The 20,378-nt window shown below is 72.0% G+C and carries 20 protein-coding genes; 11 read left to right on the plus strand and 9 right to left on the minus strand.

What is annotated here, in order from left to right:
• The first annotated feature begins 10 nt into the window (after positions 1 to 10).
• Positions 11 to 871, plus strand: a complete 861-nt coding sequence (locus ACIBPC_RS22215) for an SAM-dependent methyltransferase (RefSeq protein WP_398846944.1) — start codon at positions 11 to 13, stop codon at positions 869 to 871.
• Positions 872 to 1,043: 172 nt separating this feature from the next.
• Here ACIBPC_RS22215 and ACIBPC_RS22220 read toward each other — a convergent pair whose 3' ends face one another.
• The gene (locus ACIBPC_RS22220) at positions 1,044 to 1,463 is read right to left on the minus strand and encodes a four-helix bundle copper-binding protein (RefSeq protein WP_398846946.1); all 420 of its coding nucleotides are present in this window, start codon (positions 1,461 to 1,463) and stop codon (positions 1,044 to 1,046) included.
• Between the two features lie 134 nt (positions 1,464 to 1,597).
• On the opposite strand from ACIBPC_RS22220, the gene ACIBPC_RS22225 reads away from it, so the two are divergent.
• The 3 genes from ACIBPC_RS22225 to ACIBPC_RS22235 all read left to right on the plus strand — a co-directional run bounded on the left by ACIBPC_RS22225 (position 1,598) and on the right by ACIBPC_RS22235 (position 3,731).
• On the plus strand, positions 1,598 to 2,086 hold the full coding sequence (locus ACIBPC_RS22225) for an NUDIX domain-containing protein (RefSeq protein WP_398846948.1): 489 nt from the start codon (positions 1,598 to 1,600) through the stop codon (positions 2,084 to 2,086).
• Between the two features lie 272 nt (positions 2,087 to 2,358).
• Entirely contained in the window at positions 2,359 to 2,772 is a 414-nt protein-coding gene (locus ACIBPC_RS22230; protein WP_362961677.1) for an anti-sigma regulatory factor, read from the plus strand.
• 38 nt (positions 2,773 to 2,810) lie between these two features.
• Complete coding sequence (locus ACIBPC_RS22235) at positions 2,811 to 3,731, plus strand: RNA polymerase sigma factor SigF (protein ID WP_398846950.1); 921 nt, start codon at positions 2,811 to 2,813, stop codon at positions 3,729 to 3,731.
• Between the two features lie 24 nt (positions 3,732 to 3,755).
• On the opposite strand, the gene ACIBPC_RS22240 is transcribed toward ACIBPC_RS22235, so the two are convergent.
• On the minus strand, positions 3,756 to 4,187 hold the full coding sequence (locus tag ACIBPC_RS22240; RefSeq protein WP_362961679.1) for a hypothetical protein: 432 nt from the start codon (positions 4,185 to 4,187) through the stop codon (positions 3,756 to 3,758).
• 62 nt (positions 4,188 to 4,249) lie between these two features.
• Here ACIBPC_RS22240 and ACIBPC_RS22245 point away from each other — a divergent pair, with 62 nt between their 5' ends.
• Complete coding sequence (locus tag ACIBPC_RS22245) at positions 4,250 to 5,218, plus strand: diacylglycerol/lipid kinase family protein (RefSeq protein ID WP_398846952.1); 969 nt, start codon at positions 4,250 to 4,252, stop codon at positions 5,216 to 5,218.
• Between the two features lie 295 nt (positions 5,219 to 5,513).
• Positions 5,514 to 5,771 (plus strand): WhiB family transcriptional regulator, encoded by a 258-nt coding sequence (locus ACIBPC_RS22250; protein ID WP_062206726.1) that lies wholly within the window; start codon positions 5,514 to 5,516, stop codon positions 5,769 to 5,771.
• A gap of 171 nt (positions 5,772 to 5,942) precedes the next feature.
• Here the strand turns inward: ACIBPC_RS22250 and ACIBPC_RS22255 are convergent, their stop codons facing one another.
• Both ACIBPC_RS22255 and ACIBPC_RS22260 read right to left on the minus strand, forming a co-directional pair.
• Positions 5,943 to 7,427: a PAS domain-containing sensor histidine kinase gene (locus ACIBPC_RS22255; protein ID WP_362961899.1), complete on the minus strand. Its 1,485-nt coding sequence runs from the start codon at positions 7,425 to 7,427 to the stop codon at positions 5,943 to 5,945.
• Between the two features lie 413 nt (positions 7,428 to 7,840).
• The gene (locus tag ACIBPC_RS22260; protein ID WP_362961684.1) at positions 7,841 to 8,443 is read right to left on the minus strand and encodes a TetR/AcrR family transcriptional regulator; all 603 of its coding nucleotides are present in this window, start codon (positions 8,441 to 8,443) and stop codon (positions 7,841 to 7,843) included.
• An 85-nt stretch (positions 8,444 to 8,528) separates the two neighbouring features.
• Between ACIBPC_RS22260 and ACIBPC_RS22265 the strand changes: the two genes are divergently transcribed.
• Positions 8,529 to 9,287: a glucose 1-dehydrogenase gene (locus tag ACIBPC_RS22265; RefSeq protein WP_398846954.1), complete on the plus strand. Its 759-nt coding sequence runs from the start codon at positions 8,529 to 8,531 to the stop codon at positions 9,285 to 9,287.
• A 33-nt stretch (positions 9,288 to 9,320) separates the two neighbouring features.
• Here the strand turns inward: ACIBPC_RS22265 and ACIBPC_RS22270 are convergent, their stop codons facing one another.
• From ACIBPC_RS22270 to ACIBPC_RS22290, 5 genes are all read right to left on the minus strand, one after another.
• Positions 9,321 to 10,397: an SIS domain-containing protein gene (locus ACIBPC_RS22270; RefSeq protein ID WP_398846956.1), complete on the minus strand. Its 1,077-nt coding sequence runs from the start codon at positions 10,395 to 10,397 to the stop codon at positions 9,321 to 9,323.
• Positions 10,394 to 11,962 carry a glycoside hydrolase family 3 protein gene (locus ACIBPC_RS22275; protein WP_398846958.1) on the minus strand — a complete coding sequence of 523 codons (1,569 nt, stop codon included), beginning with the start codon at positions 11,960 to 11,962 and terminating at the stop codon, positions 10,394 to 10,396. Before ACIBPC_RS22275 ends, ACIBPC_RS22270 begins: the two co-directional genes overlap by 4 nt.
• 9 nt (positions 11,963 to 11,971) lie before the next feature.
• Entirely contained in the window at positions 11,972 to 12,790 is an 819-nt protein-coding gene (locus ACIBPC_RS22280) for a carbohydrate ABC transporter permease (RefSeq protein ID WP_362961692.1), read from the minus strand.
• Positions 12,787 to 13,773 carry a sugar ABC transporter permease gene (locus ACIBPC_RS22285; RefSeq protein ID WP_362961694.1) on the minus strand — a complete coding sequence of 329 codons (987 nt, stop codon included), beginning with the start codon at positions 13,771 to 13,773 and terminating at the stop codon, positions 12,787 to 12,789. The genes ACIBPC_RS22280 and ACIBPC_RS22285 overlap by 4 nt, the downstream gene beginning before the upstream one ends.
• Positions 13,774 to 13,845: 72 nt before the next feature.
• Positions 13,846 to 15,114: an extracellular solute-binding protein gene (locus tag ACIBPC_RS22290; protein WP_398846960.1), complete on the minus strand. Its 1,269-nt coding sequence runs from the start codon at positions 15,112 to 15,114 to the stop codon at positions 13,846 to 13,848.
• 237 nt (positions 15,115 to 15,351) lie between these two features.
• On the opposite strand from ACIBPC_RS22290, the gene ACIBPC_RS22295 reads away from it, so the two are divergent.
• The 4 genes from ACIBPC_RS22295 to ACIBPC_RS22310 all read left to right on the plus strand — a co-directional run bounded on the left by ACIBPC_RS22295 (position 15,352) and on the right by ACIBPC_RS22310 (position 20,344).
• The gene (locus tag ACIBPC_RS22295) at positions 15,352 to 16,164 is read left to right on the plus strand and encodes a GntR family transcriptional regulator (protein WP_362961698.1); all 813 of its coding nucleotides are present in this window, start codon (positions 15,352 to 15,354) and stop codon (positions 16,162 to 16,164) included.
• A gap of 192 nt (positions 16,165 to 16,356) precedes the next feature.
• Positions 16,357 to 18,483, plus strand: coding sequence for a carbon starvation CstA family protein (locus ACIBPC_RS22300; protein ID WP_398847160.1), 2,127 nt, complete (start codon positions 16,357 to 16,359; stop codon positions 18,481 to 18,483).
• Complete coding sequence (locus ACIBPC_RS22305) at positions 18,480 to 18,704, plus strand: YbdD/YjiX family protein (protein WP_362961700.1); 225 nt, start codon at positions 18,480 to 18,482, stop codon at positions 18,702 to 18,704. Before ACIBPC_RS22300 ends, ACIBPC_RS22305 begins: the two co-directional genes overlap by 4 nt.
• Positions 18,705 to 18,904: 200 nt before the next feature.
• A complete protein-coding gene (locus tag ACIBPC_RS22310) occupies positions 18,905 to 20,344 on the plus strand; it encodes a DUF2079 domain-containing protein (protein ID WP_398846962.1) in 1,440 nt (479 codons plus the stop codon).
• Positions 20,345 to 20,378: the final 34 nt, after the last annotated feature.

Consider the following 20,378-nt stretch of genomic DNA (forward strand, 5'->3'; position numbering starts at 1 on the left):
GTGGGCAGTCATGGCAGCAGGGTCCTCCGAGTGGATGTCCCGACAGCCGTCGGAGCCGCCGAAGCAGATCGATCTGCGGACCGACGTGCCGCACTCGGCGCGGGTGTACGACTACCTGCTCGGCGGGAAGACGAACTACGACCCCGACCGCGCCGCCGGGGACGCGTCCGTCGCGGCGTGGCCGAGCCTGCCGATCTCCATGCGGCAGACACGTTTCTTCATGCACCGCGTCGTCCGGCGCCTCGTCACCGAGCACGGCGTCCGGCAGTTCCTGGACATCGGCACGGGCATCCCCACCCGGCCCAACCTCCACGAGGTCGCCCAGGAACTCGCCCCCGACGCCCGCGTCGTCTACGCCGACAACGACCCGATCGTCCTCACCCACGCCCGCGCCCTGATGCGCAGCACCCCCGAGGGCCGCACCGCCTACCTCGACGCCGACCTGCGCGACCTCGACTCCATCCTCGGCGCGCAGGCCCTCCACGAGGTGCTCGACCTCAAGCAGCCGGTGGCGCTCTCGCTCATCGCGATCGTCCACTTCGTGCTCGACGAGGACGACCCGCAGGGCCTCGTGCGCCGCATCATGGACGAGCTGGCGCCGGGCAGCTTCCTGGCACTGACGGTCTTCACCGGCGACACGGACCCCGAGGCCGTCGCGGGCGTGGGCCGCGAGTACAACGCGCGGGGCATCCCGCTCCAGATCAGGGACCGCGCCGAGGCGGAGCGCTTCTTCGACGGCCTGGACCTGCTCGACCCGGGCGTCACCCTCGTCCACCACTGGCACCCCGACCCGGCGAACGACCCCGACGAGGGCCGCATCACCGACCGGAACATCGCGATGTACGGGGGCGTCGCCGTCAAGCGAGGCTAGGGTCTGTCCGGCGGATCTTGCCTGTCTCACGACGCCGGCTACGGCACCTCGCTGCGTTGCCGAATCGCGCGAATACGGCCGGGTATGAGCTGCGATCCGGCGCCTTGCGATGCACCGCATCCGACGCCGTGAGCCGCGACAAGATCCGCCGGACAGACCCTAGGGCACACCGTCACAGACCGGCGGCCAGCAGGTCGCTGCACGCCCGCTCACAGGCCCGGCACGCCTCCGCGCACAGCCGGCAGTGCTCGTGCGCACCGGCGTGCCGCTCGCACTCCGCCGCGCAGGCGGCGCAGGCGAGCGCGCACGCCTCCACCTGCGCGCGCGTCAGGTCGGCGCTGTCCGGGGTGTAGCGGGACACGAGGCGCGCGGTGACGTCGCAGACGTCGGCGCAGTCGAGGTCGAGCCGTATGCAGGCCGCGAGCCGTTCGACCTCGCCCTCGGCCAGGCAGGCGTCGGCACAGGCCGTGCAGGCGCGCGCGCAGCGGTCGCACTCCTCGACGCAGCGGGCGATCAGGTCCTCGTCCAGCGCGCCCTTCCCGCCCGGGTGGGTGCGCAGCATGTCCTTCAGCGTGTCGTCGACCGTGGTCATGTCGAACCACCTCCGGCGCCCTGGGTAGCCCGTGACGCGGGGAACGAAACCGGGCGCCACGCCCCGTCGCGCCCCCTCACACCGGGTCGCCGCCCCCCGCCCCGCCCGCCACGGGCGGTGACTACCCTGGCCGCGTGACCGAACCGAACGCGCCCGCCCTCCCGCCCGCCACCGCCTCCATGACCCTGCTGGCCGCCGCGGTCGTCGTGCTCGACCGCGCGAACGACCGCGTGCTGCTCCTCCGGCGGGGCCCGCGGGCGAAGTTCGGCCGCGGCCTGTGGGACCTGCCCGTCGGCAAGTGCGACCCGGGCGAGCCGGTCACGGCGGCGGCCGCGCGCGAACTCGCGGAGGAGACCGGCCTGGTGGTCGATCCGGCCGACCTCGCGCTGTGCCACGTCGTGCACGCCGCACAGGGCGCGGAGGCACCCGCCGGTTTCCTCACCGTCATCTTCACCGCCGAACGCTGGACCGGCACGGCGTACAACGCGGAACCGGAGAAGCACGCCGAGGTGCGCTGGTTCCCGGTCTCCCAACTCCCCGCCGAACTGGTCTTCTCCACGGACCAGGTGATCGAGCGCTGCCTGCGCGGCGCTCCCGGCCTCACCCTCCACGGCTGGGACTGAACCGGTATCCGGGGCACAGTACGATTTATCGATCATGGCGTTCCGCGCGTACAACGCCACGAGCGATGCGAGGAATTGACGTCACCCCCATGGCCACACTACGCACCGAATGCATTACGATGAGTAATACCGCCAAGGTGGTCAGGACGATCAATCACAACTCGGGCCAGGCGACAGCATGCTGCGGATCGCGGTAGCGTCGCAGGGCGCGTCGGCGCATCCCGGCGATGCCCGTGCGCGCTCAATCAGTGTGAGTCTCTGTGGAGGTGAGGGTGTCCCCAATCCCAGGTGAGCCCGGATCGCAGGACTTCGTCGAAGTCCGGCTGCCGGCGGAGGGTGCCTATCTGTCGGTGCTGCGGACGGCCACGGCCGGTCTCGCGGCCCGGCTCGACTTCACCCTGGACGAGATCGAGGACCTGCGCATCGCGGTCGACGAGGCGTGCGCGATCCTCCTCCAGCAGGCGAAGCCGGGGAGTGTCCTCGACTGCGTGTTCACGCTGGTGGACGACGCGCTGCGGGTCACGGTCTCGGCCCCCACCACGGAGGGGCACGCCCCCGAACGGGACACGTTCGCCTGGACCGTCCTGACCGCGCTGGCGGGTGAGGTCGAATCGACCGTCGCGGAGGACCGCACGGTCAGCATCAGCCTGCACAAGAAGCGCGGCGCCGCCCCCGGAGCGCCGTGACCGGCGCGCAGGGGCCGCCACGGGACGAGGGGGCCGAGGTGAACGAGCTGAACGAGCTGGACGGGGTCGAGCAGGCGGCGCGAACCATCCCGGGCCAGCCGGAGCCCGCCCAGACCGGGCACTCCGTGCGGCCGGGACCTGACGACGAGTCCCAGGCCGCCGGGCATCCGGTGGAGTCCGTACCGCGCCGGGCGGCGCCCGACCCGCACGACCGCGGCGCCGCGCGCGAACTGTTCGTCGAGCTGCGCGGGCTGCCCGAGGGGTCGCCGCAGCGCGCCGAACTGCGCAACACCCTGGTGCGCATGCACCTGCCGCTGGTCGAGCACCTGGCCCGCCGCTTCCGCAACCGCGGCGAGCCGCTCGACGACCTGACCCAGGTCGCCACGATCGGCCTGATCAAGTCGGTGGACCGCTTCGACCCCGAGCGGGGCGTCGAGTTCTCCACCTACGCCACGCCGACCGTGGTCGGCGAGATCAAGCGGCACTTCCGCGACAAGGGCTGGGCGGTACGGGTGCCGCGCCGCCTCCAGGAGCTGCGGCTCTCGCTCAGCACGGCGACGGCGGAGCTGTCCCAGCAGCACGGCAGGGCCCCGACGGTCCACGAGCTGGCGCAGCGCCTCAACATCTCGGAGGAGGACGTCCTCGAAGGGCTCGAATCGGCGAACGCGTACAGCACGCTGTCCCTCGACGTCCCCGACACCGACGACGAGTCCCCCGCCGTGGCGGACACCCTGGGCGCGGAGGACGACGCGCTCGAAGGCGTCGAGTACCGCGAGTCCCTCAAGCCGCTGCTGGAGGAACTGCCGCCGCGCGAGAAGAAGATCCTGCTGCTGCGCTTCTTCGGGAACATGACGCAGTCGCAGATCGCGCAGGAGGTCGGCATCTCCCAGATGCACGTCTCCCGCCTGCTGGCGAGGACGCTGGCGCAGCTGCGCGACAAGCTGCTGGTCGAGGAGTGACGGGCGCCGGGGCACGCCCCGGTGTCACGCCTCGCGCGGGCCGATGCCGAGCGCCTCGGTGGCCGTCGGGTTGATCAGGCAGGCGAGCACGGCGAGCGCCGAGGCGGCGAGCGCGACCGCCGCGACCGGCCACAGGCCGCCGCTGCCGAGCAGCGTCCAGGCCACCGGCAGGCCGAGCAGCTGGACGATCACCGCGGGCCCGCGGCTCCAGCGCCGCAGCCGCCACAGCCCGTGCCCGGCGGCGAGGGGCAGCACGCCGAGCGCCAAGGCCGTCACGGCACCCGCGACGGCCTGACGCCGGTCGCCCGGGTCGCCGGTCACGGTGAGGACCAGCATCACGGCCCCGAGGACGGCGATCACGGCGCCCTGGACGCCGCACAGCACGGCCGCGGCGCCCACCCGGCGGGGGCGGTCGGTGGCGGCGGGACCCTGCCCGCCTGCGGTCTTCTCGCTCACCCCGCCAGGGTATAGCGGACCGTCGGCACGGCCGCCGGGCCCGCCTGGGTACGCTGCATCCCATGCGCGCACTTCTCGTGGTCAACCCCGTCGCCACCACCACCAGTGCGCGGATGCGTGACGTGCTGACGCACGCGCTGGCGAGCGAGGTCAAGCTGGACGTCGCGCTGACGGCCTTCCGGGGCCACGCCCGTGACCTGGCCCGACGCGCGGCGGAGCAGGGCACGGCGGACGTCGTGATCGCCCTCGGCGGCGACGGCACCGTCAACGAGGTCGTCAACGGACTGCTGCACCACGGCCCCGATACGGGGGAACTTCCCCGCCTCGCCGTCGTCCCCGGCGGCTCGACCAACGTGTTCGCCCGCGCCCTCGGGCTGCCCAACGACGCGGTGGAGGCGACGGGGGCGCTGCTCGACGCGCTGCACGCGGGCAGCGAGCGGTCCGTGGGCCTCGGCCTCGCCTCGGGGACGCCCGGCACGCCCGACGAGGGGGTGCCCCGGCGGTGGTTCACGTTCTGCGCGGGGCTCGGCTTCGACGCCGGGGTGATCGGGCGGGTGGAGTCGCAGCGGGAGCGGGGGAAGCGTTCGACGCACGCGCTGTACGTCCGGCAGGTGATGCGGCACTTCCTCGGCGACCCGACGCGCAGGCGCGGGGTGATCTCGCTGCTGCGGGCCGGCCATGATCCGGTGGAAGGTCTCGCACTTTCCATCGTCTGCAACGCATCACCGTGGACGTACCTGGGTAACCGTGCCATTCATGCCACGCCCGCCGCCTCCTTCGACACCGGGCTCGACCTGCTGGGTCTGACCCGGCTCTCGTCGTCCGCGGTGTCGCGGTACGCCACCCAGCTGCTGCTCTCCTCGCCCGAGCGGGGCCCGCACGGGAGACATGTCGTCTCCCTGCACGACGAGACGGACTTCACCTTGCAATCCCAGGTGCCGCTGCCGTTTCAGCTTGATGGTGACCACCTGGGACTGCGAACCAGTGTCTCGTTCACAGGCGTACGCCATGCACTGCGTGTGATTGTGTGAGCGGAAGGGCGGAAACTCCTTCTACTCGAACGTTTAGCGCAGACTCCACCCGAGGGAAGTAGGGCTGTGAGGTAGGCGACACCAAGGATTCAAAAAAAACTTTCCGGAAGGGGTTGTATCCGCCGCCGAGGTTTGCGAACCTCTTCATGGCGATCGGGACGGCCGGGACATCGGCCCCCTTGAGAGCCCGAATCCCTCCCCAGACTGAGCTGTGGCTCTTTATTTGTCCAGGGATTCGTGAAAGCGTTCACATTCACAAGCAATGTAACTGCAACGTGCAGGAGATGGAGCAGACATGGACTGGCGTCACAGCGCCGTTTGCCGCGAGGAAGACCCCGAGCTGTTCTTCCCCATCGGCAACACCGGTCCCGCGCTGCTGCAGATCGAGGAAGCCAAGGCCGTCTGCCGCCGCTGCCCCGTCATGGAGCAGTGCTTGCAGTGGGCCCTCGAGTCCGGTCAGGACTCCGGCGTCTGGGGCGGAATGAGCGAGGACGAGCGCCGTGCGATGAAGCGTCGCGCCGCTCGCAACCGGGCGCGCAAGGCCACCGCCTGAGCGGGCGGCCCACGCCCGGCGGACCGCCCAGTCCGTCACTGCTGCCCCGAGCCGCAGCACGCGCAGCACCACGACAGGTGCCGACCGCGCAACAGCGTTCGAGCCCCGTCCCGCGACGATCGACCGTCGCGAGGCGGGGCTCTGTGCTGTGCGGGCTGTGCTGTCCGGGCGTCAGTTCTTCCGCTCGTCCAGCGGCAGGTCGAGCACGACCCGCGTGCCGCCCCCGGGGACCGGGAGCATGTCGAACCGGCCGCCCAACTCGCCCTCCACCAGCGTCCGTACGATCTGGAGGCCGAGGTTGCCGTCGCTGTGCGGGTCGAAGCCGGGCGGCAGCCCCCTGCCGTCGTCCTGGACGGTGACGAGCAGCCGGCCCGCGTCACGCCGCGCCGCGCTCCGGGTGGCGCCCACCTCGATCGCGCCCCGCTCCCCCGGCCCGAAGCCGTGCTCCAGCGCGTTCTGCAGCACCTCGGTGAGCGCCATGGACAGCGGGGTGGCGGTCTCCGCGTCGAGGATGCCGAAGCGGCCGGTGCGGCGGCCCGACACCCGTCCGTCCGGGGAGAGTTCGGCGACCATGGCGATGACGCGGTCCGCGATCTCGTCGAACTCCACGCGCTCGTCCAGGTTCTGGGACAGCGTCTCGTGCACGATGGCGATGGAGCCGACGCGCCGCACCGCCTCCTCCAGCGCCGCGCGGGCGCTGTCGTCGCCGGTGGCGCCGATCCGGCGGGCCTGGAGGCGCAGCAGCGCGGCGACGGTCTGGAGGTTGTTCTTCACACGGTGGTGGATCTCGCGGATCGTCGCGTCCTTGGTCATCAGCTCGCGCTCGCGGCGGCGCAGTTCGGTGACGTCCCGCAGGAGTATGAGGGAGCCGATCCGCTCGCCCTTGGGCTTGAGCGGGATGGCGCGCAGCTGGACGACGCACTCGTCGCCCTCGATCTCCGCCTCGCGCGGCGCCCAGCCGCTGGCCAGTTTGACCAGGGACTCGTCCACGGGGCCCCGGGTCGGGGCGAGTTCGGCGGTGGTGGGGCCGAGCGGCAGGCCGACGAGGTCGGCTGCCAGGCCGAGCCGGTGGTAGGCGGACAGGGCGTTGGGGCTGGCGTACTGGACGACGCCGTCCGCGTCGAGGCGGATGAAGCCGTCGCCGACGCGGGGCGCACGGTCCATGCCCACCTGCTGGCCGGGGAACGGGAAGGTGCCGCCCGCGATCATCTGCGCCAGGTCGGAGGCGCTCTGGAGGTAGGTCAGCTCCAGGCGGCTCGGGGTGCGGACGGTGAGGAGGTTGGTGTTGCGCGCGATGACGCCCAGGACGCGGCCCTCGCGGCGGACCGGGATCGACTCGACGCGGACCGGCACCTCCTCGCGCCACTCGGGGTCGCCCTCGCGGACGATGCGGCCCTCGTCGTGGGCCACGTCCAGCAGCGGGCGGCGGCCGCGCGGGACGAGGTGGCCGACCATGTCGTCCTGGTAGGAGGTGGGCCCCGTGTTGGGCCGCATCTGGGCGACGGAGACGTAGCGGGTGCCGTCGCGGGTGGGCAGCCAGAGGACCAGGTCCGCGAAGGACAGGTCGGAGAGGAGCTGCCACTCGGACACCAGCAGGTGGAGCCAGTCGAGGTCGGCTTCCCCGAGGTCGGTGTGCTGGCGGACGAGGTCGTTCATGGAGGGCACACCGGCGAGCTTACCGGGGGCGCGCGAAGGGGCACCCGGACGGCGGGCACGGCCGCCCGCGCGCCCTCCCCCGCTCCGGTGCGCCATCGGCGCGTTCCCCGGTGCCGCCCGCGGCCGGGCGGCGGCCGAGCGGGCCGTGTCAGGTCAAGACGTGACGGCGGACCCGGGGCGGGGCGAGGAAGTGTCTTCAGAGCATGGACACGGGGCGCGGAACCGGGACAGAATAAGGAAACGACCGCACGTCTTCTGCTCTCCCCGCACAGGAGGGCAGAGCGAGGCCCCGGCGCTATCTGCCCTGACGGCGTCCTGGGCCCGTAATCGCTCCGGGCTGCGGTGCCGAGAGGGCTGAGGGTCCCTCCACGGCGCCGCGGCCCGCGGGTGTTTCCCGGGCCGTTCGCCGGCCGTCAGGCGGCGGGCCAGGCCCGCAGCGCGATCTCCGCCACCGCTTCCAGCTCCGAACGTGTCGCGCCGTCGCGCGCCTGCTGGCTCATGCCCTGCAGGACGGTGCCGACGAAGCGCGCGAGGGCGGCGGGGTCGGCGTCCCGGGGCAGCAGCCCGGCGGTCAGGTCCTCCCTGATCCGGGACTCGATGATCCGCAGGTTGCGGTTCCGTATGTCCCGCAGGCCCGAGGCGACGTCCTCGGCCGAGTCCTGGTAGTTCACGGCGGCCGAGATGACCATGCAGCCGTGCGGGCAGTCCGGCGCGGTGAAGACCTCCGCCGCCTCCCGCAGCATGCGGCTGACGGCGGCCGTGCCCGTCGGCTCCTCCGCGAGGGCGCGTCCCATGTAGCTGCCCTGGTGCCGGCCGTAGAACTCCACGGCCTCCTCGAACAGCGTCTTCTTGTCCCCGAACGCGGCGTAGAGGCTGGGCGCGCCGATCCCCATGGCGCGGGTCAGGTCGGCGACGGACGTCGTCTCGTAGCCGTGCTCCCAGAAGACCCTCACCGCCTGCCCGAGGGCCGTCTCACGGTCGAAGGACCGGGGTCGTCCGCGCTGTCTCGTCGCCATGGGCCCATTCTATAGCGCTCGTTAGAGAAGTACTGCTACAGTTCTTTCTGTAACGACCACTAGAGAAACACGAGGGGGCGGCGGCATGAACGCGCTCGCAGGCAGGACGGCCCTGGTCACCGGGGGAAGCAGGGGCATCGGACGGGCGATCGCCCAGCGGCTGGGACGCGAGGGCGCGCGGGTGGCGGTGCACTACGCGAGGGACGACGCGGCGGCCCGGGAGACGGTCGCGTCGATCGAGGCGGCGGGCGGCAGCGCGTTCCCCCTCCGGGCGCCGCTCGGGGTGCCCGGCGACGTGGAGGCCCTGTGGAAGGCCTTCGACGCGGAGGCGGACGGCGTGGATGTGATCGTGAACAACGCCGGGATCAACGGCGGGCGGAACGGCGTCGCAGGGACGGCCGCCGAGGACTTCGACCGCGTGTTTGCGGTGAACGTGCGGGCGCCCTTCTTCCTCGTCCAGCAGGGCCTGCGGCGGCTGCGGGACGGCGGGCGGATCATCAACGTCTCGACGGGCCTGACGAGCCGGCCCGGGATGATGCCCGACATCGCGGCCTACACGATGACCAAGGGGGCGATGGACAGCTTCACGGCCGCGCTCGCCAAGGAGCTGGGACCGCGCGGCATCACGGTCAACGCGGTGGCGCCCGGCGTCATCGACACCGACATCAACGCGGACTGGCTGCGGGGCGACGAGGAGGCGCGGCAGGGGACGGCCGCGATGTCGCCGTTCGGGCGGATAGGGCAGCCCGAGGACGTCGCGGACGTCGCCGCGTTCCTCGCCTCGGACAGCAGCCGCTGGGTGACCGGGCAGTGGATCGACGCGACCGGCGGCGCCCTGCTCTGAGGACGCCGCCGGGGATTGGCGCGGAAGGAGGGGTCAGCGGGTCTCGGTGACCTTGGCCAGTGCCCTGGGGGCGTCGGGGTCCTGGCCGCGGGCCAGGGTGACCTCGTGGGCGAGCAGTTGGAGGGGGATGATCTCCAGGATCGGCTGCAGTTCCTCCGGGACACCGGCGGTCGGCAGGGCGAAGCCCGCGGAGGCGGCGTCCACCTGGGCCTTCGGGCCGATGACCACCAGGTCCGCGCCCCGGTCCCGCAGGCGGTCGAGGACCGGCTGGAGCGCCTCTCCCCCACGCCCGTCGGTCACGATGGCGATGACCGGCGAGACGTTGTCCACCATCGCCAGCGGGCCGTGCAGCAGGTCGGCCCCCGAGTAGGAGAGGGCGGGGATGTAGCTGGTCTCCATCAGTTTCAGCGCCGCCTCCTTCGCCGTCGGATAGCCGTAGCCGCGGGAGGTGAGGACCATGCGCTCGGCGAAGCGGTAGCGTCCGGCGAGCTGCCTGACCTCCGGTGCCCGGCCGATGATCTCCTCGGCGAGCGCGGGGAGGTCGCGGGCCGCCGCCGCGCCGTCGCCGCCGCGCAGCCCCTCGACGAAGAGGTAGAGGGCCAGCAGTTCGGCGGTGTACGTCTTGGTGGCGGGCAGGGCGCGCTCAGGACCGGCCAGCACGTCGATGTGGTACTCGGCGGCCTCCGCCAGCGGGGACGCCGCGTTGTTGGTGACCGCGAGCGTGATCGCCCCGGCCTCCCGCGCCGCCAGCGTGGAGGCCACCAGGTCGGGCGACCCGCCCGACTGGCTGACGGTGATGACCAGGCAGCCGTCCAGGTCGGGCTTCGCGCCGTAGGCCGTCGTCGTGGACATCGAGGTGAGGCCGCAGGGCTTACCCAGCAGGATCTCCAGGAGGTACTTGGCGTAGAGCGCCGCGTTGTCGGAGGTCCCGCGTGCCGTGAGCAGCACGAAGCGCAGCTCGCGGGCCGCGATGCGGGCCGCCGTCTCCCGGATGGGCCCCGCGCCCTCGGCGAGGAGGCGGCGCAGGACGGCGGGCTGTTCGGCGATCTCGGCCGCCATGATCCGGCCAGGGCTGTGCCCGGGACTGGGCTGGGGGCTGTGCTCGCTCATCGGGCGGCGACCTCCGGGGCGCCGGTGATGATCTCCGCCGCGGCCCGGCCGCACACGCGCGAGGCACCGTGCGTGGCGATGTGGACGGCGCCCACCGGGGCGGCGTGCGGGACGCCCATCTCGACGACGAAGGCGGCGGGCCTGGCGGTGACCAGCGCGTCGAGCGCGGCGGTCATCCACGGGTGGCGGTGCACGTCGCGGACCACGACCACCAGCGGCCGGTCCCCCGCCGCCGCCAGCACGGCGGCGGTCAGGCCGTCCGTGCCCAGGCGCTCGGCGTCGGCCGCGGTGTGGCCGCCCGCGGCCGTCTCCGGCAGGAAGCGGCCCAGTTCGGCGGCGACGCCCCAGGGCGTCTGGTCGCCGGCCGCCATGTTCGCCCCCGCGCTGAACGAGACGACGTACGGGGCGCGGGTCAGCGGCTCGACGGTGCGCGCGCCGCCGGTCAGGGTGACGCGGGCGGCGCGGCGGGCGGCGACGAGGCCGATGCCGTCGGGCGTGGTGTCCGCGGCGGCGCCGGCCAGGACACGCCCGCGCTCGGTGGCCGTCCAGCGGGCGAGGGCGCGTACCCGTTCCGCCGCGTCGTGCAGCCGCTCCTCGGGCAGCTCGCCCGAGCGGACGGCCGACACCAGCGCGTCGCGCAGGCGCAGGACCTCCGCCTCGTCCGAGGGGGTGCCGCCGATGCACAGGGCGTCGGCCCCTGCGGCGACGGCGAGGACGCAGCCCCGGTCGAGGCCGTACGCGTCGGCGACCGCCTTCATCTCGATCGCGTCGGAGATGATCAGCCCGTCGTAGCCGAGGCCGCCCTCGCTCTCCGGCGCGCGCAGCAGACCCGTCAGCACGGCGCTGCTGAGGGTGCCGGGCCGCTCGGTGTCGAGGGCGGGCAGCAGGATGTGCGCGCTCATGACGCTGCGCGCGCCCGCCGCTATGGCCGCCTTGAAGGGGACCAGCTCCCGCGCGTGCAGGGTCTCCAGGTCGATGTCGATGCGGGGCAGCGCGTGGTGGGAGTCCACGTTGGTGTTGCCGTGCCCCGGGAAGTGCTTCACGCAGGCGGCGACGGCCGCGCTCTGGAGCCCCTCGACGTACGCGACGGTGTGGCGGGCGACGAGCTGCGGGTCGTCGCCGAAGGAGCGGACGCCGACGACCGGGTTGTCCGGGTCGGAGTTGATGTCCGCGCACGGCGCCCAGTTGAGGGTGACGCCGCACTCGGCCAGCCGGCGGCCCAGCTCGGCGGCGACCCGCCGCGTCAGGTCGGTGTCGTCGGCGCTGCCGAGGGCGTGGTTGCCGGGGAACGACGAGCCGCCGTGCACCTCAAGGCGGGTGACGTCGCCGCCCTCCTCGTCCACGGCCACGATGACATCGGGCCGGGCGGAGCGCAGCTGGGCGGTGAGACCGGCCAGCTGCTCGGCCGAGACGACGTTGCGGCCGAAGAGGCCGACGCCCGTCATGCCGTTGTCCAGCTGGCGCAGCAGCCAGTCGGGGGCGGTCGTGGTGCCGGTGAACGTCGGCTGGAGCACGGCCAGCGCGTCCCGGGTGAGGGTGTCGGATGCGGGGACCACGGTCGTCATGGCGGGGTGCTATCCCTTCACGGCACCGGCGGCCAGACCGCCGGTGACCCGTCGCTGGAAGAGGAGGAAGACGACGAGCACGGGCACGGTGAACATGGAGGCCGCCGCCATGGTGGCGCCCCAGTCGTTGCCGAATGCCGTCTGGAAGCTGTTGAGCCACCGGGGCAGGGTCTCCGTGCCCGGGGTCTTGTTGAGCACGGACACCATGGCGTACTCGTTCCACGCCAGGATGAAGCCGAACAGCGAGGTGGCCATCAGGCCGGGCGCCAGGAGCGGGAAGATGATCCGGTAGAACGCCTGCGTGCGGTTGCAGCCGTCGATCAGGGCCGACTCCTCCAGCTCCTGCGGGACGGCGGCGATGAAGCCGCGCAGTGTCCAGATGGTGAAGGGCAGCGCCATGACGAAGTAGACGAGCAGCAGGGTGCCGATGCTGTTGAGCATCGAGAGGTCGCGCGCGTTCAGGTACACGACGATGACCAGGACCTCCCAGGGCGCCAGCTGGGCGGCCATCACGGTGAGGACCATGGCCCGCTTGCCGCGGAAGCGCATCCGCGCGATGGCGTAGGAGGCGAGCAGCGCGACCACGAGAGCGAGGACGACGGCGCCGACGGTGACGACGAGGCTGTTGCGGACGTACGTCCAGAACAGGGGGGCGTCCTGGGCCGTCGTGTAGTGCTCGAAGGTCGGGGTGAAGAAGAAGACCGGGTCCTTCGTGAGGACCTGGGAGTTCTCCTTGAAGGAGGAGGAGAACATCCAGTACACGGGGAAGAGGAAGACCGCCGACAGGAGGACGGCCACCGCGTTGAGGGAGAGCCTGCGCACGTTCACGCGTCCTGCTCCTTCTCCTGTTTGAGGATGAGGCGGAAGTAGAAGGACATGACGACCAGCAGTATCAGGACGGTGAGCACGGAGATGGCCGCGCCGGTGCCGTACTGGTTCTGGCCCATGCCCTCGACGTAGGCCATGACCGGGAGCGTCTCGGACGCGCGGTCGGGTCCGCCTCCGTTGAGCGCGTAGACCTGGGGGAAGGCCTTGAAGACCCAGATGATCTCCAGGAAGGTGGTGATGAGGAAGAACGGCCGCATGATCGGGGCGATGATCGACCAGAAGATGCGCCAGCTGCCCGCGCCGTCCATGCGTGCCGCCTCCAGGACCTCGCCGCTGACGGTGGTGAGACCCGCGTAGAGGTTGAGGGCGACGAAGGGGATGGAGGCCCAGGTGATGAGGATGGTGGCGATCGTCAGCGTCGAGACGCCGGAGTCGAACCAGTTGTGTTCCTCGTAGCCGGAGAAGCCGAGCGTGCGCATCGCCCAGTTGGCGACGCCGAACTGCGTGTCGAACAGCCAGCGGAACACGGTGGTGGCTGCGATCACCGGCATGGCCCACGCGACGACCAGGCTGATCGCCAGGATCAGCCGCATCACCCGGCCGAGCTGGCGCAGCAGCAGGCCGACGAGCGTGCCGATCAGCATGATCAGGACGACGTTGACGGCGGTGAAGACGAACGTGCGGCCGACGGAGTCCCAGAAGCGGTCCATCTCCAGGACGCGCCGGAAGTTGTCGAGGCCGGTGTACTCGGTCGTCCGGCTGATGAGCTGGCGGCGGCCGAACTCCTGGAAGGAGATCAGGACGTTGCGGACCAGGGAGTAGCCGAGGACCGCCGCGAGGGCCGCCAGCGCGGGGGCGACCAGCAGGTACGGGACCCAGCCGCCCGGCAGCACGGGGCGCCTGCGGCGCTTGGGCAGGCCGGTCGTGGTCTTCCCCACCGGCGGTACGGGGGGTGGTGCTGCCTTCTCGATGTCTACGGTCATGCGTGCCTTCCCTCGCACGGCGAAGGGGGTGCCGTCCGGCCGGACGGCGGACGGCACCCCGGTGACGCGGCGTTACTCGCGGTTGATCCGGTCGGTGATCTCCGAGTCGGCCTCTTCGGCGGCGGACTGGTAGTCGTCACCGTTGAGAGCCTTCGTCATCAATTCCTTGATCGGGTTGGGCTCGGTCTCGACGTTGGCCCATCCGGTGGTCAGCGGCGGCAGGAAGCCGAAATCGACCGGCTGGACCATCGCCTCGGCGAAGCTCTCCGCCTCGGGGCTGGCCGTGACGTCGGAGCGGTTCGGGACGACACCGCCGTTGTTGGCGTCGACGTACTTCTGCTGCCACTCCTGCGAGGTGGCCATCCGCAGGAACTCCGTGGCCAGCTCCTTGTCGCCGGCGCGCTCGGAGATCGCCAGGTTGGAGCCGCCGAGGAAGACGTGGCCCAGCTCGTCGGCGGTCTTGCCGGGGATCGGGAAGTAGCCGAAGTCGGCCTCGCCGCCGGCCTCCTCGATGGCGGCGGTGGCACCCGCAGCCTCCCAGCCGAGACCGATCCAGGAGGCGACCTCCTGGTTGGGGACGACCTCGGTGGACTGCTGCGGCTCCGCCTCGTCGACGTCGGTCGGCGCGGAGGAGAACGCCTGGAGCTGGCCGTAGAAGTCCATGGCGGCCTCGCCCTCGGGCGTCGCCAGGCCGCCGGCCCAGCCGTCGCCGTCCTCGACCGCGAAGCTGCCACCCTCGTCGGCGAGGAAGCCGCCGAGCACGTAGTACGACTGGCCGGGCAGGTAGATGGGCTCGGCCTCGGTGTTCTCGTCGATGGCCTCGAGCGCGGTGATCCACTCGTCGCGCGTCGTCGGGACCTCGGCGCCCGCCTCTTCCCAGATGCTGCGGTCGTACACGACCACACGGTTGGCGCCGTACCACGGCACCGCGTAGAGGGTGTCGTCCACCTGGGCCGAGTCGAGCATCGACTCGGTCCACGGCTCGTCCGCGAAGTCGCTCAGGTCGGCGAGGCCGCCGGTGTTCGCGTAGCCGACGGTCTGGGTGTTGCCGATCTCCAGGACGTCGACGGTGCCGTCCTCGGAGAGGGCCGTGGTGACCCGCTCCTGGATGCCGTCCCACTGCTGGATCTCGACGTTGACCGTCACATCGTGCTCGGCCTCGAACGCCGCCTTCAGCTCCTGCACCCAGGGGTCGGGGGCCGAACCGTCCATCAGCCAGACGGTGATGGAGTCGGCGCCGCCCTCGCTGCCGCCGCCCCCACCGCTGCCGTCGTCCCCACAGGCGGCCAGGGCCGCCGTCATGGCTGCCACACCGACCGCAGCGACCAGCTTGTGCTTCACGTCACGCTCCCTTCGTTCCGTATTAATGGTGTAGACAAGAGGTGTAGACCAGTTGCCCGGGAGCTTGGACTAGACCAAGACGGGGTGTCAAGAGACCACGAGCGGCGTGCGCCGTCCGTTACCGGACCGACATCCGCCCGGGAACAACGGGGCGCTTCGGCCCGTGCCACGATGTGAGCTTCGAAGTCACGGAGGAAACCGGTGACGGCAGAACGGAACAGCTCGGGAAGGCGTGCGATGGCCAGGGACGGGGGTCCGGTGACCGGCGCGGGCACCGGTCCCGAGGGAGCGGACCGGACTCGCACCGCGCGCGTCCCGAAGTACTACCGGCTCAAGCGCCACCTCCTCCAGATGACGGAGACCCTGCCGCCCGGCACACCGGTGCCGCCCGAGCGTTCGCTGGCCACCGAGTTCGACACCTCGCGCACGACCGTCCGCCAGGCCCTCCAGGAACTGGTGGTCGAAGGCCGGCTCGAACGCATCCAGGGTAAGGGCACCTTCGTCGCCAAGCCCAAGGTTTCGCAGGCTCTTCAGCTGACTTCCTACACGGAGGACATGCGGGCCCAGGGTCTCGAACCGACCTCGCAGCTGCTGGAGATCGGCTACATCACCGCCGACGAGCGCCTCAGCGGCCTCCTCGACCTGGCGGAGGGCGGCCGGGTGCTGCGCATCGAGCGGCTCCGGCTGGCCAGCGGCGAGCCGATGGCGATCGAGACGACGCACCTGTCGCAGGAGCGTTTCCCCCTGCTGCGCCGCAGCCTGGTGCGGTACGCGTCGCTGTACACGGCGCTGGCCGAGGTGTACGACGTGCACCTCGCCCGCGCGGAGGAGACGATCGAGACGTCCCTGGCCAACCCGCGCGAGGCCGGGCTGCTCGGCACGGACGTCGGGCTGCCGATGCTGATGCTCTCGCGGCACTCGCGCGACACGCGGGGCGAACCGGTCGAATGGGTGCGCTCGGTCTACCGGGGCGACCGGTACAAGTTCGTCGCCAACCTCGAAAGGCCGCACGAGCCGCGCGAGCCGCAGGAGCCGCACGAGCCCCGCTGAGCGATTTCCGGACCGTCCCCCGCCGTACGCACCATGGTCATCCGCCGCCGACTGCCCTAGATTCCCGGGCGTCAGTCAAGGAAGACGGCGGGAGAGTGCATCGTGCGGACAACTCCAATACGACCACGGCCCCGGGTGGGGTCCATCGCCATCTGGACCGCCGTCGCCGCGGTGGGCGCGATCGGCTGGTCGATGCTGGCACTCGCGCGCGGCGAGGAGGTCTCCGCCGCCTGGATGGTGGCGGCGGCGCTCGGGACGTACGCGATCGGGTACCGGTTCTACTCCAAGTTCATCGCGCACCGCGTCCTGCGGGTGGACAGGACGCGGGCCACCCCGGCGGAGCGGATGGCGGACGGCCTCGACTACCACGCCACCGACCGCCGGGTCCTGCTCGGCCACCACTTCGCGGGCATCTCGGGCGCGGGCCCGCTGGTCGGGCCGGTGCTGGCGGCCCAGATGGGCTATCTGCCGGGGACGATCTGGATCATCGTCGGCGTCATCTTCGCGGGCGCCGTGCAGGACATGGTGGTGCTGTTCTTCTCGACCCGGCGGGACGGCAAGAGCCTGGGGCAGATCGCGCGCGAGGAGATCGGGCTCGTCGGCGGGATCGCGGCGGTCATCGCCATCTTTAGCATCATGATCATCATACTGGCGGTGCTCGCGCTCATCGTCGTGAACGCGCTCGCCGAATCGCCCTGGGGCACGTTCTCCGTCGGCCTGACGATCCCGATCGCGCTGTTCATGGGCATCTACCTGCGCTACCTGCGGCCGGGACGCATCGCCGAGGTGACGGTCATCGGCGTCGCGCTGCTCCTGCTGGCCATCGTCTCCGGCCGCTGGATCGCCAACTCGGGGCTCGCCGACACGTTCACCCTCTCCCCCGGCGCGCTCGTCGGCTGGCTGGTGATCTACGGCTTCGCCGCGTCCGTCGCGCCCGTGTGGCTGCTGCTGGTGCCGCGCGACTACCTGTCGACGTTCATGAAGGTCGGCACGATCGGGCTGCTCGCGCTCGCGATCGTCATCACGCTGCCGACGCTCCAGATGGACGCGGTGACCGACTTCGCGTCCAACGGGGAGGGGCCGGTCTTCGCCGGGTCGCTGTTCCCGTTCGTCTTCATCACCATCGCGTGCGGCGCGCTCTCCGGCTTCCACTCGCTGATCTCCTCGGGCACCACGCCGAAGATGATCCAGAAGGAGACCCAGGTCAGGACGATCGGCTACGGCGCCATGCTGATGGAGTCGTCCGTCGCCGTCATGGCGATCACCGCCGCCTGCGTCCTCGACCCCGGCACGTACTTCGCGATGAACGCGCCACCCGCCGTCATCGGCGACACCCTCCAGGCGGCCTCCGACACCATCAGCTCCTGGGGCTTCTCCCTGACGCCGGAACAGCTCGCCTCCGCCGCCGAGTCGGTGGAGGAGGAGTCGCTGCTGTCGCGCACCGGCGGGGCGCCGACGCTGGCGCTCGGCCTGTCGGCCATCCTGGCGGACTTCCTCGGCGGCGACGCGATGAGCTCGTTCTGGTATCACTTCGCGATCATGTTCGAGGCCCTGTTCATCCTGACGGCCATAGACGCGGGCACGCGCGTGGGGCGGTTCATCCTCCAGGACGCCATCGCGAGCGTCCACCCGCGCCTCGGCCGCTTCCGGTCGACCAACTGGATGCCGGGCGTCTGGATCTCCAGCGCCGTGGTCACCGCGCTGTGGGGCTACCTGCTGTGGGTCGGCGTGCACGACCCGCTCGGCGGCATCAACACGCTCTATCCCATCTTCGGCATCTCCAACCAGCTGCTCGGCGCGGTCGCCCTGGCCGTCTGCACCGTCCTGCTGGTGAAGTCCGGGCGCCTGAAGTACGTGTGGGTGACGCTGCTGCCGCTCACCTGGGTGTCCGTCGTGACGCTCACCGCGAGCTGGCAGAAGGTCTTCTCCGGCGACCCGGCGGTCGGCTTCCTCGCCCGCCGCGACCGGTACCAGGACGGCATCGACGCCGGGGAGCTGCTGACCGGCGCCCAGGACATGGACGACATGCGGACCATCGTCAGCACCGCCACGCTGGACGCCTTCCTGTCCGCCGTGCTGGCGCTGCTCGTGATCGTCGTCTTCGCCGACGCGCTGCGGGTGTGCGTCAAGGCGATCAGGCGGCCGGGCTCGGTCGCGCTCGCCGAGGCGCCGTACACCGAGTCCCGCATCGTCGCGCCCGCCGGGCTGATCGCCACGCGCGAGGAGCGCGCCGAGCTGGCCGCCGCGGGCCTCGGCCCCGGGGGCGGCATCCCCCGGCAGGCGGACGGCGAACGGGCCGGGGCGGAGGTGCGGGAGTGACGCGGGCCGCCGCCGTGGCCGGCGCGCCGCGCCGCGCGCTGGCGTGGCTGCGCTGGTACGTCACCGAGTTCACCGGCGAGAACGCGTACGACCGGCACGTGGCGCTGCTGCGGGCCGCCGACCCGGACGCCGAGGTGCCGAGCCGCCGGGCGTTCGAGCGGCGGCGCGTCGCCGAGCGCTACGGCGACCCGCGCGACGGCGGCTACCACGGCTGCTGCTGAGCCGGGCGCGCCGCACGCGCGCGCGTGAGGGGCCGTCACACCGCGTGGTGTGACGGCCCTCACTCGTCCTGCGGGCCCTCCTGGTGACCGGCCGCCCGCCGCCCGGCGTATGAAGGGGGGGAAGCGGCCGGACGGGCGCGGGCGCGCGGGACGGAAGGGGAAGAGGTGGCGGTGCGGGGCACTCCGGGGGGTGGGCGGACATGACGACGCTCACCGCCGCGGGCGAGCGTGATGCCGACGCGGGCCCGATAGCCGGGCGGCGCGTCCCCTTCCGGCCGGGGCCGCGCGCCGATCCGTACCTGCTGGCCGCCGTGTTCCTGGTGCTGTACACGGCGGTGTCGGTGACGCGGCACCTGCGCTGGGAGAACCGTTCCTGGGACCTCGGGATATTCGAGCAGGCGGTCCGCTCCTACGCCGGGCTGCGGCTGCCCGTCTCGGACCTCAAGGGGCCGGACTTCGCGCTGCTGGGCGACCACTTCAGCCCGGTGACGGCGCTGATCGCCCCGTTCTACCGGCTGTTCCCGACGCCGGTGACGCTGCTGGTGGCGCAGGCGGCGCTGTTCGCGCTCGCGGTGGTGCCGGTGACGCGGGTGGCCGCGTACCTGCTGGGGCGGGCGACGGGGGCGGCGGTCGGCGCGGCGTACGGGCTGTCGTGGGGCGTGCAGCGGGCCGTGGACTTCGACTTCCACGAGATCGCGTTCGCCGTGCCGCTGATCGCGTTCTCGCTGGAGGCGCTGCTGCGGGAGCGGTACCGGGCGGCGCTGTGGTGGGCGCTGCCGCTGCTCGTCGTGAAGGAGGACCTGGGGCTCACCGCGGCCGCGATCGGCGCCGTGGTGGCGCTGCGGGCGCGCGGCGGGCCGGATCCGCGCGTGGTGCGGCGGGCGGTGGTCTTCGCGGTGTGCGCGGCGCTGGCGTGCCTGCTGACGATCGCGGTGCTGATACCGGCGTTCAACTCGGGCGGGGGCTACGACTACTGGTCCAAGGTGGGGGACGGCGGCGGGCCGGTGCAGACGGCGTTCACGGACGTCGACCAGAAGCTGCGCACGCTGCTGTGGGTGCTGGTGCCCACGACGGGGCTGCTGGCGCTGCGCTCCCCGCTGCTGCTCGTCCTGCTGCCCACGCTGGGCTGGCGCTTCGTCTCGGACGACCCGCACTACTGGGGCACCGACTGGCACTACAGCGCGGTGCTGATGCCGGTGGTGGCGCTCGCGCTCGTGGACGCCGTGGCGCGTACGCGGGCGGGCGAACGGCGGCCGTGGCTGCGGGCGTACGCGGAACGGCTGCCGATGGGCGTGCTGGCCGCCGCGCTGGCGCTGAGCACGGCCCTGCCGGTCGCCGGGCTCACCCACACCGCGACCTACCGGCCGGGCCATCTGGCCGCGGCGGGGGAACGGGTGCTGTCGGTGATCCCGGACGGCGCGGAGGTGGCGGCCAACGTGCGGCCGATAGCGCATCTGACGGCGCGCTGCCGCGTCTTCTGGATCGGGAACACGGACGGGCCCGCGCCCGAGTACATCGCCTACTGGGACCCGGCGCAGACGGCCGAGGAACTGACGCTCTACGCGCACCGGATGAACCCCGACGGGGTTTACGAGGTGGTCGCACAGGAGGCGGGGTACTGGGTGCTGCGGCTGCGCTGAGCGCGCCTCCGCCGGGGGCGTCCCGGCGGAGGCC

The organism is Streptomyces sp. NPDC049879, assembly GCF_044461265.1.
GTDB lineage: Bacteria > Actinomycetota > Actinomycetes > Streptomycetales > Streptomycetaceae > Streptomyces.